13 protein-coding genes, 2 pseudogenes and 1 other annotated feature are annotated in these 13,876 nt (G+C 37.7%); all 15 genes and pseudogenes read right to left on the bottom strand.

Going from position 1 to position 13,876, the window contains the following annotated elements:
• Positions 1 to 13: 13 nt before the first annotated feature.
• A complete protein-coding gene (locus DXC23_RS07935) occupies positions 14 to 2,086 on the bottom strand; it encodes an elongation factor G (protein WP_117705580.1) in 2,073 nt (690 codons plus the stop codon).
• Between the two features lie 246 nt (positions 2,087 to 2,332).
• Entirely contained in the window at positions 2,333 to 3,991 is a 1,659-nt protein-coding gene (ilvD, locus tag DXC23_RS07930) for a dihydroxy-acid dehydratase (RefSeq protein ID WP_117705579.1), read from the bottom strand.
• Positions 3,992 to 4,230: 239 nt separating this feature from the next.
• Positions 4,231 to 4,551 (bottom strand): GNAT family N-acetyltransferase, encoded by a 321-nt coding sequence (locus DXC23_RS07925; RefSeq protein WP_347474789.1) that lies wholly within the window; start codon positions 4,549 to 4,551, stop codon positions 4,231 to 4,233.
• A gap of 8 nt (positions 4,552 to 4,559) precedes the next feature.
• Positions 4,560 to 4,694 carry a hypothetical protein gene (locus DXC23_RS12805; RefSeq protein ID WP_347474788.1) on the bottom strand — a complete coding sequence of 45 codons (135 nt, stop codon included), beginning with the start codon at positions 4,692 to 4,694 and terminating at the stop codon, positions 4,560 to 4,562.
• A gap of 82 nt (positions 4,695 to 4,776) precedes the next feature.
• Complete coding sequence (locus tag DXC23_RS07920; RefSeq protein WP_117705578.1) at positions 4,777 to 5,322, bottom strand: GNAT family protein; 546 nt, start codon at positions 5,320 to 5,322, stop codon at positions 4,777 to 4,779.
• A gap of 62 nt (positions 5,323 to 5,384) precedes the next feature.
• Positions 5,385 to 5,638, bottom strand: a binding site (T-box leader).
• A gap of 53 nt (positions 5,639 to 5,691) precedes the next feature.
• A complete protein-coding gene (locus tag DXC23_RS07915; RefSeq protein ID WP_117705577.1) occupies positions 5,692 to 6,591 on the bottom strand; it encodes an alpha/beta hydrolase in 900 nt (299 codons plus the stop codon).
• A 127-nt stretch (positions 6,592 to 6,718) separates the two neighbouring features.
• Positions 6,719 to 7,627, bottom strand: coding sequence for an AAA family ATPase (locus tag DXC23_RS07910; RefSeq protein ID WP_117705576.1), 909 nt, complete (start codon positions 7,625 to 7,627; stop codon positions 6,719 to 6,721).
• A gap of 153 nt (positions 7,628 to 7,780) precedes the next feature.
• Positions 7,781 to 8,290: a hypothetical protein gene (locus DXC23_RS07905; RefSeq protein ID WP_147329132.1), complete on the bottom strand. Its 510-nt coding sequence runs from the start codon at positions 8,288 to 8,290 to the stop codon at positions 7,781 to 7,783.
• A gap of 47 nt (positions 8,291 to 8,337) precedes the next feature.
• Positions 8,338 to 8,532 (bottom strand): annotated as a pseudogene (locus tag DXC23_RS07900) (GNAT family N-acetyltransferase); the annotation flags it as partial.
• Positions 8,533 to 8,680: 148 nt separating this feature from the next.
• Positions 8,681 to 9,010 carry a putative quinol monooxygenase gene (locus tag DXC23_RS07895; RefSeq protein ID WP_117705573.1) on the bottom strand — a complete coding sequence of 110 codons (330 nt, stop codon included), beginning with the start codon at positions 9,008 to 9,010 and terminating at the stop codon, positions 8,681 to 8,683.
• A gap of 213 nt (positions 9,011 to 9,223) precedes the next feature.
• Positions 9,224 to 9,679 (bottom strand): methionine--tRNA ligase subunit beta, encoded by a 456-nt coding sequence (locus DXC23_RS07890; RefSeq protein ID WP_117705572.1) that lies wholly within the window; start codon positions 9,677 to 9,679, stop codon positions 9,224 to 9,226.
• Between the two features lie 454 nt (positions 9,680 to 10,133).
• Entirely contained in the window at positions 10,134 to 11,198 is a 1,065-nt protein-coding gene (locus DXC23_RS07885; RefSeq protein ID WP_117705571.1) for an FUSC family protein, read from the bottom strand.
• Between the two features lie 33 nt (positions 11,199 to 11,231).
• Positions 11,232 to 12,275 carry a HAMP domain-containing sensor histidine kinase gene (locus DXC23_RS07880; protein ID WP_117705570.1) on the bottom strand — a complete coding sequence of 348 codons (1,044 nt, stop codon included), beginning with the start codon at positions 12,273 to 12,275 and terminating at the stop codon, positions 11,232 to 11,234.
• A complete protein-coding gene (locus DXC23_RS07875) occupies positions 12,275 to 12,946 on the bottom strand; it encodes a response regulator transcription factor (RefSeq protein WP_117705569.1) in 672 nt (223 codons plus the stop codon). Before DXC23_RS07875 ends, DXC23_RS07880 begins: the two co-directional genes overlap by 1 nt.
• Before the next feature lie 170 nt (positions 12,947 to 13,116).
• Positions 13,117 to 13,487 (bottom strand): annotated as a pseudogene (locus DXC23_RS07870) (phospholipase D-like domain-containing protein); the annotation flags it as partial.
• Positions 13,488 to 13,876 lie beyond the last annotated feature (389 nt).

The following is a 13,876-nucleotide window of genomic DNA, read 5'->3' as shown; positions in this document are numbered from 1 at the left end:
TAAGATTTTTTATTTATTCAGCGTCTGGCTTAGCTTTTTCTATTATTTTCTGAGCAACATTGGCAGGTGCGTCCTCGTATCTTGCAAATGCAAATTCGTAACTGCCTCTGCCCTGAGTTACCTGGCGAAGATAGGTAGCAAAATCGTCCATCTCTGCCATTGGAACTTCGCCCTCTACAATCTGCATACCGCTGTCCTCTGCAGGTGTCATACCGAGAACTCTGCCTCTGCGCTTGTTTACTTCACCCATTACATCACCCATATTTGAATCCGGCAATGTAACCTTAAGCGAACCGATAGGCTCAAGAAGTGTAGGAGATGCGTTTGGAATACCGTTTTTATATGCCATACTTGCGGCAGTTTTAAACGACATTTCAGATGAATCAACAGGGTGATATGAGCCGTCATAAAGAGTTGCTCTGATACCAACCATTGGATAGCCTGCAAGCACACCCTTTTTAATTGAGTCACGCAAGCCTTTTTCTACTGCCGGGAAGAAGTTTTTAGGAACAGCGCCGCCTACTACTCTCTCGGCAAATTCAAGCCCCTCGCTCTCGCAAGGCTCAAACTCAATCCATACATCGCCAAACTGACCATGACCGCCCGACTGCTTTTTATATCTGCCCTGAGCCGATACCTTTTTCCTGATAGTTTCACGATATGCGATTTTCTGCTTTTTGAGAACTGCGTCTACATTGAATTTTGACTTCAACTTTGAAATCACAACATCAAGGTGCTGTTCGCCAAGTCCCGAAATAAGCATTTCATGTGTTTCGTGATTTGTTACATACTTAATAGTAGGGTCTTCCTCGCTGAGCTTTGCCAGTCCCTGCGCAACCTTGTCTTCATCACCCTTTGTGGCAGGATAAATAGCCATTGTGTATGAAGATACAGGATAGTCAATGCCGTCAAGCACTACCTTTCTGAGCGGCGAGCAAAGTGTGTCGCCTGTTTTTACTGACGCAAGCTTCGGAATAGCGCCAATGTCGCCTGCGCCTATATAATCGGTTTCAACCTGTTTTTTGCCTTTTACTGTAAGAACCTTGCCGATTCTCTCCTGAGTGCCTGTTCTCATATTTACAAGCGGAGTATCTGCACTTACCTTGCCCGATACCACCTTTACATATGACAGCTTACCTACAAACGGATCAACAACTGTCTTAAATACAACAGCGGCTGCCGCTGCATTTTCATTAACGCTGATTTCAACAGGCTCTCCGTCAACATCAACTGCAATTTCTTCGCCCTTATCGGCAGCAGTAGGAGCAAGCCATACAAGGCTGTTCAAAAGCTGATCAAAAGCAAAGGTATTGTGCGCATCACCGCAGAATACAGGGCAAATTGTACCGTCTTTAACACCCTTGCTTACGCCGAGGATAATTTCTTCAGGAGTAAACTCCTCGCCCATAATAAATTTGTCGAGCAGCTCCTCGCTTGTTTCTGCAACAGCCTCTTTAATAGCCTCACGCAAGCCCTCAAGTCTGTCGCCCATATCAGGGAGCGGAGTCTGAACCACAGAACCGTCTGTATCATACTTGTAAGCCTTATAATCAAAAAGGTTTACATATGTATTTGCCTGACCGTCTACAATGTACGGTACAACAACAGGACAAACGGTAGGGCCGAATGTAGCCTTTAAACTCTCGAATACACGGTAGAATCTGGCACTTTCGTCACAAAGACCGTTTACAAAGAAAATCTTTGTAAGTCCTGCCTTGGTGGCGGCCTTAACAGCCTTTTCAGTGCCGACATTTACACCGTCTTTGCCCGATACAACAATAAGAGCCGAATCAGCGGCACGCATACCCTCTGCTACACCGCCCTCAAAGTCGAACAGACCCGGAGTGTCTATAATATTTATCTTGGTATTTTTCCATTCAATAGGAGCAACCGAGGTTAAAATTGAAGTCTGGCGCTTGATTTCCTCACTGTCATAATCAAGAACGGTATTACCGTCTGCAATATTACCAAGTCTTTCAGATGCCTTTGCAAGATATATCATACTCTCGGCAACAGATGTTTTACCGCATCCGCCGTGACCTGCAAGGGCAATGTTTAATATTTTTTTAGCATTGTACTGTTTCAAAAGAAACACTCCTTTCGGGATATATATTCAAATCTTAAGCGTTTTCGACAATTAGTAATCAACTTACTTGTCAATTATAGCATATTTATATAAAGCTTACAATAGAAATTTGACGATAAGTCAAAAAATTAACTCCTTGCCTAATAAGACAAGGAGTTAATTGTGCAAATTGCTTATTTTATTAAATCTCAGTGTTTAAAATATAAAATTCCAAAAGGTTTTTTGTGCAATTACACCAAGCGTTAATTACTCAAGAACAGCACCCTGAGCGCCTGAAGTTACGAGCTTTGCGTAACGAGCAAGGTAGCCTGTTGTAATCTTAGGCTGACGAGGTTTCCACTCAGCCTTACGCTTTGCCATTTCTTCGTCAGAAATAAGTAAATTGATAGTATTTGCGTTGATGTCGATTTCAATTGTATCGCCCTCTTCAACAAGTGCGATAGGGCCGCCTACTGCTGCCTCAGGTGAAATATGACCGATAGCAGCGCCTCTTGTAGCGCCAGAAAAACGACCGTCTGTAATAAGTGCAACGCAATGACCAAGACCGCTGCCCATGATAGCAGAGGTAGGATTGAGCATTTCTCTCATACCCGGGCCACCCTTAGGGCCTTCGTAACGAATAACAACAACATCGCCGGGGTTAATCTTGCCTGCGTGAATTGCCTCGATAGCGTCCTCTTCACAGTCAAATACTCTTGCATTGCCCTTGTGCTGTAACATTTCGGGAGCAACTGCACTTCTCTTAACTACGCAGCCGTCGGGAGCAAGATTACCCTTAAGAACAGCGATACCGCCTGTTGTGCTGTATGGATTTGTGATTGGACGAATAATATCTGTATCCTTAATCTCGCAGCCCTCGATGTTCTCGGCAACTGTCTTGCCTGTTGCAGTAATAAGGTCTGTATTAAGAAGATTGAGCTTTGTAAGCTCGTTCATTACGGCATAAACACCGCCTGCCTCGTTGAGGTCTTCCATATATGTATGACCTGCAGGAGCAAGGTGACAAAGGTTAGGTGTCTTTGCACTGATTTCATTTGCAATATCAAGATTAAGCTTAACTCCTGCCTCTTTAGCGATAGCAGGAAGGTGAAGCATTGTGTTTGTTGAACAACCGAGAGCCATATCAACTGTAAGAGCATTCATAAATGCCTTTTCTGTCATAATGTCGAGTGGGCGAATATTCTTTTCGAGAAGCTCCATAACTTTCATACCTGCGTGCTTAGCAAGTTTGATTCTCTCTGAATATACGGCAGGAATTGTACCATTGCCCTGTAAACCCATACCGATAGCCTCAGTAAGGCAGTTCATACTGTTAGCTGTATACATACCTGAGCAAGAACCGCAAGACGGACAAGCCTTGTTTTCAAACTCGCAAAGCTCTTCGGCAGAAATCTTGTTTGCAGTGTAAGCACCAACAGCCTCAAACATACTTGAAAGGCTTGTTTTTTTGCCCTTAACATGACCTGCGAGCATTGGACCGCCGCTGACAAATACAGTAGGAACATTAATTCTTGCGGCAGCCATTAAAAGGCCAGGAACATTCTTGTCGCAGTTAGGAACCATAACAAGAGCGTCAAAAGCATGAGCCTTAGCCATAGCCTCTGTTGAGTCTGCGATAAGCTCACGAGTAACAAGTGAATACTTCATACCCTCGTGACCCATAGCAATACCGTCACAAACAGCAATTGCAGGGAAAACAATAGGAACACCGCCTGCAATAGCAACACCCTGCTTTACAGCGTCAACAATCTTGTCTATATTCATATGACCCGGAACGATATCGTTCTTTGAGCTGACAATACCGATAAGAGGTTTTTTCATTTCTTCTTCAGTAAGACCGAGTGCGTTCAGAAGTGAGCGCTGCGGTGCGGCATTAACGCCAACCTTAATTACATCACTTTTCATTTTATTATCCTCACTTTATAATTGTTAATAAACCGATGCAAATGCACCGATTTACCTCTATAAACTTTATTCTAAACAACAGGTGTGAAAACTGTTTAGTAACTATAATCTTAGCACAATAGGTGCATAAAATCAAGTTAGTAAGTAATATTTCCTGTATTTTATATCAGTATGTTTATATTTATATACAAGTCTTTTAATAAAAAATAAATCCGTTTAATTAAATTTTAGAATATTCCTCAATCCAAAACCTGTTCCATACCGTATTTCTGAATTTTCAAACCGCATTTATCATAGAACTTTTTAGCCGACTCGTTGCACTCCCAAACATTCAGCGTAAGGTTATGACAGCCGTTATGCTTGGCAACATCAAGCACAAAATCATATAGCTTAGTGCCGACTTTCCGGCCCCTTGATTTTTCAGAAACGCATAAATCATCAATATAAAAGCTCACATAATTGCTCGACTTTGTGCAATGTCTTTGATAAACGCAAAAAGCATAACCTAAAATAACTCCGTCATCATCGGCAACATAAACAGGCTTTTCATCATCTGCCAAAATCTCTTTTAGTTCCTCGGTCGTATATTTTTTGCACCGGGAATAAATAAATCAGGTCTTTTGTCAGAGTGTACCTTATGCACCTGATAAAGCAGGTTTTCAATCTGCACAATATCCTTTTCCTCTGCCCTTCTTATATTCACAATTTTCCCTCCGAAAAATCAATATTTTGGCAATAAAATATAAATTAATTATACTACTTTTTTCATTGGTATGCAATAAAATTTACTTTTTAATGCGGTAGTCTTTTTCAGTCATTTCTAATTCAAAAATATTCCATACTTCACCGTAAAAACTAAATTGACTTTTACTTTGACTTTCAATATTTTTAAATCCTACTGAGTTATAGCAATTATAAGCAGAGGCATTATTTTCAAAAACGCCAAGAGTAACCTTGTCAGCTTTCAATATTTCAAAAGAATACTTCAATGCAAGATTTAGCATTTTCTTTCCATAACCTAAGCCTCGTTTTGTATCATCCACAATCACAAAGCCAAACCTTAATGCTGTTCGCTTTTCGTCTGTAAATCTTAATATAAGATGACCTACAACATCGTTATTCTCCATAAATGTCATAGGATAAAAATTATCTTCATCGCCGCAATCACCATTGTCTGCAAAGTATTTTCTGTTCATATCTTCGGCAGTGATTGGATATGATTGCCACCTGTCAGAACACCATTTTCTAAAACTGATTTCGTCCTTACACCAATTCACAATAAATTTAGCGTCACATTTTTTGTATGGTCTTAACCATAGTTTTGTCTGCATATCTTTTTTCCCTCCAAAAGTATATTAAACATTCAGACAAAAGAAAATGCCCCAAGCAAAACGCTTAGGGCGAATAAAATTCGTGGTACCACCTAAATTCAGAAATAAAATTTCTGCACTCAAACAATGCGGGATAAAATATCCGATATTGCCTCCCTTATAACGGTGGGAACTGCCGTTGAAGCCTACTGAAAATAACTTTGTTCGGTTCAAAGCTCAAAGGCTACCTTCCTTACTTTTGTCACGAGAATTTTCACCGACCATTCCCTCTCTGCAGAGTCAAAAAGTAAGTACTCCTCCTTATCAATGCTTTTGTCTAAATATTATCAGTATATTAACATTGCAAAAATAATATGTCAATACATTTTTTCATTTTTCGTAAAAATTCAAAATATCTTTGTAAATATCCGATTTATTTTTCTCGTTAAGAATTTCGTGACGATTGTTTTTATACAGTTTTTGGCTGATGTTTGCATAGCCGAGTTCTTTTAAGAAAACTATAAGTGCGTTAAATTTCTTTTTTGACTGAATAACAGGGTCATTTTCACCTGCTATTACAAAAATCGGTAATCTTTTATTATAAACTTCCCAATCATCCGAATCAAATGCACTTAATTGCAGTTTAAACAGATTTATAAAACCGTTTGTGGTAAACACAAAACCGCAAAGCTCGTCCTCGTTATACGCTCTGACATTGTCTTTATTTTCCGTTATCCAAGAATTAGGTTCGGCATTCTTTTCGTTGTATCCGATAAAAGTTCCGTTGTTCAGCAATTTATTGGGCGCCTGCTCTTTGTAAAAAGGTTTTAAAATTTTTGAAAGAAAAAGCCCGAAACTTGCATTGCCGTTATGGGTAGGCGGGCCGCAAAGAACAATTTTGTCAATTTCCTTTTCATACTTTTTCATATAATTTCGTGCAACAAGTGTGCCCATACTGTGGCTGAAAATATATAACGGCAGATTCGGATAATTTTTCTTTATATATTCGGTTACAGCGTGCATATCATCTATAACGGCACTGATATCCTCTGTATAAAAATTGCCGAATTCTCCCTCGTTTATCACACTTGCGCCGTGACCTCTGTGGTCGTGAATAACGCATACATAGCCGTTATCATTAAGGTAATTCATAAATTCAAAATATCGTTCTTTATGCTCGCACATTCCATGTGAAAACTGAACTATAGCCTTTGGCTGTGTTTTCGTTTCTGAAACAGCAACTTCGAGCATTAAATTGTCAAACGGAGATTTTATTTTTTCAATTCTCATTTACAAATTCCTTTCCGCATAGATAAATTTTACATAGTATAAACCTCTTGACCGCAAAAATCAAGAGGTTTATGGGAAAATTTTTATTATTTAGAAAACGAATATACAAAAGATTATATTTGTTTATTTATATATCATTTTCAAAAAGATTTCTGTGCTCTTTGAAAAATTCATAGTAAATCTTTGTATTTTCAAGTTCCCACCAATCTTTTACTTCAACCGGGTTTGAGTCGAGGTCATAAATTTTTGCATTGTCCATAGCAAGCAAAAACGGCGAGTGTGTGGCAATTATCAATTGACAGCCGCAATATCGGGTCAGTTCTTCAAGCATTTTTACAAGTTTTAACTGCATTTTTGCCGACATACTGTTTTCGGGTTCGTCAAGACAATACAACTTGTCGTTTTTCAGCTTTGTTTTAAAGTATTTCAGAGCAGTTTCTCCGTTGCTGAAAAGTTCGGTTTCCTTGCCCGCAGTTTTTTCAATAAACTTTCTGCGTGACACCGATTTCCTGCGTGACATAACCTGCATTTTAAACTGCTCGTAATCGTCCATTCCGCTGAACCTTATACTTTTGCCATACTTTAAAGCACCGTACTCATCACGGGCAATGTCCTTTTTCTCGGAAATTTCGTCATTATTTGTACGAATAGTGAGCATATAATCAAAAATATCATCGCTTGTTATAATACGACTGCCGTCAGGTATTTTGTGCTTGAACCCCTCATCATCGTAGCCGAGAGAATACTCACAATTTTTTACATATTCATCAAATAATTCGCTTGAATTAAACGGAGCGATGCGGTTTAGCTCAATTTTTTGAGCAATAAGATTTAAAAGTGTGCTTTTTCCAGAACCGTTGCCGCCGTAAAAAATTGTTACATTTTTAAACGAAATCTCATAAAGTTCACGATTTCCGAACATTCTGCACGGGTATGTGTTATCTATATAACCGTAAATGCCGCCGTTGCGTTCACATTGTTTTTGAATCATCGGTTCTTCAAAATCAATCGGTAATGTAAAAGTATCTAAATACATCAAAAGTCACCTGCCGTTCGTAATTTATATGTTTTAATAATAACATATAAGGTATACAAAAAACAGTACTGTGCAAAAATTTTCTTTCAAATACAAACAGCTTCTTGAGAAATACATAATACATATCTCAAAAAGCTGTTTTTAGTAAAATTATTAACTTAATTCATTTCCGTCGGAATCAAGAAAAACATACTGTGACGGAATTGACGGATAATAAAACACATAAGGAACTTCTTTTACTTTTTCTTCATAAATACCGTTTTCCCCTGTAATTTTAACCGACGCACAATCGGAATTATTTACTACAAATGAATATCCGCCGTTCCAATTAAGGATTGCGATATTATCCGTTTCGCCATTCATAGGTTTATAAGTTCTGACAAACGAATATTTATCGTCGCCTTTTACTTCTACTTCCATCGGGAGATAATAATGTGCCTGATATTCATTGCCTGAAATAAACCAAGCCAAAGCCTTATTATCGGCAACACTCATTCCAGCATATTGTATATCCGTTGTTTCAAAATCCGAAACAGGCATTTCCTTTCGGGCTTTTTCTGTAAGCTCATCTGTTCCGTTATATATCTTTGTACAGCCCGTAAGACTTACGCAAAACAAAACCGTTAAAATCAAAACCGGTTTCCGATATTTTTTGTTTTTCATACAATATGTACTCATTTCCATATCCCCATTCATATAATTTGAATTTATTAAACTATTTTCATATATAAAAGAGGATACGGATTTCCCTCTTCATCATAATCGGTTCTTTTATATGTTACAAATTCCATATGTTTATAAAATCCTACCGCCTGCGGATTTTGTTCATTGGCGGTAACTTCTTTTATACCGAATTTTTCAATACCGTATTTCAAAAGTTGCTTGCCAATACCTTTTCCTCTTTCAACCGCTTCATATATCTTCATATCAATACACTTATTTAATTTAGTGTTTTTTATATTATAACATTTGATATGTTAAAGTCAATTCAAATAAAAAGCCTTTGAGAAAAGGATTTCTCCTCTCTCAAAGGGTTTGGCAAACTGGAAGTTGTCAATTTCTTATATATTTTTGATCTTTGTCAGGAATCGCATCTTCTGATTGATATCGCTCCACTTTCATGTGAAGATTATATTTATCTCTTAACTCTGCAATCTTATTCATCATGGGTGTTTGATGGTGAAAATCAATGCTCTCTTGATTTTCCCAGCTGTCAATTAGTAGCACAGTTTCTTCATCTCCCAGAGGGAAAAAATAATCATATCTAATGTTTCCCGCTTCATTTCTAATTGCATCAACAGTACCGCTTGAAATCATCTCCTTTGCAAATTTTCGCGCAGAACCATTTTCGCCGGAATAATATATATTAACAACTATACTCATTATACTTTCCTCCTTCAAATTCCGATTTATCTTTTTCTTTCTGAAAATGGGCAATTCCACAATGGAACTGCCCATTCATCTTAAAAATTATGCGATTTTTTAGGCTCTGCACCGTTTCAAGCACCATTTGGTGTAAATTTGGTGTATTTGTGTATTTTCAGAGCTTTTTCACAAATGAAGTATATCCTGTTTTGTAGGGTAAAACGGTACTTCTTAATAGAGCTTTGCACCTGCCGGGATATGGTTATCTACCATTAATAGGTGGAGTTTTTCCTCGCCCTCTTCAGTATGAACGGCAGAAAGGAGCATGCCGCATGAATCAATGCCCATCATTGCTCTTGGTGGGAGGTTTGTAATAGCGATAAGTGTCTTGCCAACAAGCTCTTCAGGCTCATAATAAGCGTGAATACCGCTTAAAATGGTTCTGTCTGTACCTGTTCCGTCGTCAAGAGTAAACTGTAAGAGTTTCTTTGACTTTTTAACAGCCTCGCAAGCCTTTACCTTTACCGCACGGAAATCACACTTGCTGAATGAGTCAAAATCTACAAAGTCTTTGAACATAGGCTCGATTTCAACCTTAGAGAAGTCGATAACCTCTTCTTTTACTTCTTCCTTAACCTCGGGTGCTTTTTCAGCAGACTTTTTATTGTCGCTGTCTAAAGATTTCATCGTCGGGACGAAATCGTCCACTCACGACTTAAAACCATTTTATAAATTTTATCGCCTATAAATGGGCTTGTATTCAACCTCTTTACACCATTCCCATCTGTTTCATGAAGGTAAAAATAAGGTTTGGTGTAAAAATTGGTGTAAATGGTGTATAGCCATATTTAGTTTTGGGTTTGATAGCATTGCTATCAGTCCTGTGCTTCATTCTACCACTTTTTCGTCATAAAGTAAAGAAAGCACACACCGTATGCAATCTGTCTTTTTGTCATACACAAAAAATGATTTGAACTCATCATACACCTGCTTTCTACGCATTAGTGCACCTAAAAAATACAGCATTTCTTAACTGAACAGTATTTTCAATGCATGACCGCATATGATATACTGTTTTCATCATAAAAAACCTTATCTAGGAACCGTAATAATTCTATTCAAATTTTCTTCCTGATTCACTTCACTCTGTATGTACGGTCACATCACTTTCCTTTTTTTTAGACATAAACCAATAAAATATAACACAAAATGCTAAAGCAAACACAACACCAAAAACATTTTGAATCACTCTAAGACTAACTGCTCCTTGTAGTCCATAAGTCTCTGCAGCAATGGCTAAAGCACCAAATGTGTTAAATACTGCCTGCCAGCCATATTGTGCTGAAAATCCTACACCGATTCCACCAAGAATTCCTATATATGCATAGATTGACGAAGGAAGCAGAAAATATAATACTGTAAAACATATAACACCTGCAATATTTCCGACAATCCTTTTACGGACTCTGTAGTGCATATCTTCCATAGACGGCAAAATCACGGACATGGCCGCAATACCAGCCCACATTGCACGTGGCATATTACAAAGTTCTGCAATGCAAAGGACAATCGGTACGCATAAAATCTGACATATCTGCCATTTTGTTCTGGAAGAAGTGATATCAAATTCTTGTATCAGATCCTTCAGATTTCTTTTATAAGTTCTGTTTTTATGATTTCGATAAAATACGAAGCAGGTAAGTGCTGCACCTAAAGCCATTCCGACTAATCGCATCTGATAGCTTTTTCCCGTAACATCATAACCATATAGCAGCAGATACCCAAGAACCAATGTAGATTGATTAAACATGAATGGATTATGGCATCCGAACAGAATCAACACAGCCAGTGCCGCAATATTTAACAGCATTCCCAATACCGGTGAAAACTGATTTGCTAAATGCGGACATACAGTCATAATTACAAAGAACAAAGCCAAAAGCATCGTAGATTGTCCGGTGTGGATCCCCAGATCCGCATTTCTAAACACCATGAGACATAATAAGACTACTACACCTACAATGCTGTTCTCATTTCCAAATAGGATGCTGAAAATACTAACAAAGAAAAAACAAAATGCCATTGTAACAGCTATCTTCACCAGATATACCCACATATGATATAATTTTTCTTTTAGTGTTTCACTCTTTTTTAACAGGTTTTTAGAACCTGCCTGATTTAACTGCAACTCCTGATAAAATGTCATATAAATCCTCCAATCTTCTAATTTATCTTAAAACTATATAATCTCATCTTTCTGCTTTGGCAGCTCTATAACAAATCTGCATCCACCATATTCACGGTTTTCTGCTTTGATTGTTCCTCCGGCACTATCTACAATCCGTTTTACAAGTGCAAGACCTAGGCCATTTCCTTCTGCTTTATGAGATCCATCTACCTGATAGAACTTGTCAAATATTCTGGATTTTACATCATCCGCTATTCCTGGTCCTTCATCTTCCAGAATGAACTTAACAGAATCCTGTTCTTGTTTCAGAAACATCGTAATTGTCCCCTTTGAAGGACTGAACTTAATCGCATTATCCAAAAGATTTATCCAGATATGCATAAAAAGTCCTTCATTCCCAGTATATTTAATTTCCTCCAATTCTACCTGAAAACCAATTTCTTTTTCTGTCCATTTTGTTTCCAATGAAAGAAATGCCTGGCGGATCTGTTCATCCAGACGATATTCTGTTTTTTTCATTGGTATATTCTGATTCTCTAACTTGGATAACAGCAAAATATTACCAACCAATCCGGAAAGTCTTTGAGTGTTAAATAAGATTTTTTCTACATATTTCTCTTGATCCGGAGACAGTTCTTCTCCCTGAAGCAGCATTGTATATCCTTCAATGGCATTAATCGGAGTCTTAAACTCATGAGAAACATCAGATACAAAATTCATCTGCAGCACCTCTGTTGCACGAAGTTCTTTTGTCATAACGTTAAAACTTTGATAAGATTCTCCAACTTCTGTTATACGGCTGTTCGTTTCCAAATGCTGTTCAAAATCTCCCTGAGAAACTTCCTTCATTGCTTTACTAAGTCTGGTAATTGGTTCCAGTAACTTTGCATTAATAAAGGAAGTGATCAGCCCTGCAATCAATGTATTGAAAATCAAAAGCCAGCCAAGCACAGGTATGCTGCCCGGCAGATTAAAAAAATGATTCAAAAAAGCAAATAATAAAGCAGATATGACTGTTGAAAATACAAGTGCCAACCAGATTGCACCAGTCAGACAGGATCGGATCCGCAATCCTTTTTCTTTCTTTTGTTCCATTATTTTTTCACCACCTTGTATCCAATTCCACGCATTGTTACGATTTCAAAATCAGGGTTATCTTTAAAACGCTCTCTGATTCTTCCTATATGTACCTCTATCGTATGTGGGTCTGCCTCCGTCTCGTATCCCCATACTTCATCCATCAACTGTTGTTTTGTAAATGTTCTGCCTGGCGAAGCTGCAAGCTTATATAAAAGCAGGAATTCTTTTTTAGGCAAAACAAGACTTTCCGTATCAGTTGTAACCGTCATTGCATCATAATCAAACTCTGTTGAACCGATCACAATTTTGTGTTCATTCAGTATCTGTGCACGGCGAAGCAGTGCTCCGACTCTTAAAACCATTTCATTCACATTTACCGGTTTTACCATATAATCGTCACTTCCCGAAAGAAATCCCTGGCGCATATCATCAAAGGAACCTTTCGCAGTGATCATAAGTACCGGTATCTGATATCCTGCTGAACGGAGTTCCGACACCAGTTCATAACCATCCATAACCGGCATCATAATATCGGAAATGATCAGATCAATATACTCTTTATCCAATATTTCTAATGCCAGTGCTCCATCCGATGCACTTTTGACCTGATATCCATTCTTCTCAAGCACATTTTGGAATAGCTGGCTTAATTCTTTATCATCTTCTACAATTAATATTTGAAACACGATCTTCTTCCTCCTTTATCAAAACAGATATCTTGCCCATCCAAGCAGATGCTGTACCAAAAGTACGTTTCTCTGACGCTTCTTTGTCAATTAAATTGGCTCTACATGATACGGATCACGATAGGTTCCATCTTCCAATACCTGTCGGGACACTCTTCCATATCAATTTAACTCTTCATTCCATCTACTAACAGACGAATATGTACACCTCTGTCTGCCGCATCATGCAGTGCTCTTAAAATCAATTTTCCACTTTCATCGGATTGAAATGCAAAAGTAGAAAGAATAATTTCCTTTTTTGCATTCTTGATCAAACGCACTCTTTGTAAAAGCGCTTCTGGATTCTTTTCTATGATTACTGCCCGTTCTGTATTTTCACTACATTCGTTCCATGACCCATTTTTTGTTTCTTTTTGGGTTGTATTGGACACTTCCGGCTGCTTTTTATATGCAACGCAGATTCCGAGCAATTCATAAAAAGCCACACATAAAAAATTGCCAGTATAACAAGAAGGATTTTACATATTTTATACTTTTTCATTGTACATCACCTGATTCCTTTTTATTTCATACTTATACAATACAAAGTCAATCTCAATTTAACCTCAACAAAATTTATTTTTATTCTAATATATGAAGGAGCTTTTCTTACTCCGTTGTATTAATCACTATTTTATTTTTTCATAAGCTTCTATCATTTTTTCTTTCTGACAATTACTTAATTCAATTGCCTTGTTCGTCAAAACAAGGTATGTTCTTTCTTTTTTCATCTAATTTCCAGATAATATATCCTTTATTTTCAAGACAATAAATAGAAAAAGCCCTTTGAGAAAAGGATTTTTTCTCTCTCAAAGGGCAAGTTGGCAAACTTGAATTTTCAAATTAGTCTTTGCAAATAACCTTTGAACCTTCACCATCAATTACAATTCC

It is taken from the genome of Eubacterium sp. OM08-24, from assembly GCF_003438075.1.
GTDB lineage: Bacteria > Bacillota > Clostridia > Oscillospirales > Acutalibacteraceae > Ruminococcoides.
The sequence above is the reverse complement of the archived record's forward strand: the minus strand, read 5'-3'. Positions and strand labels throughout refer to the sequence as shown.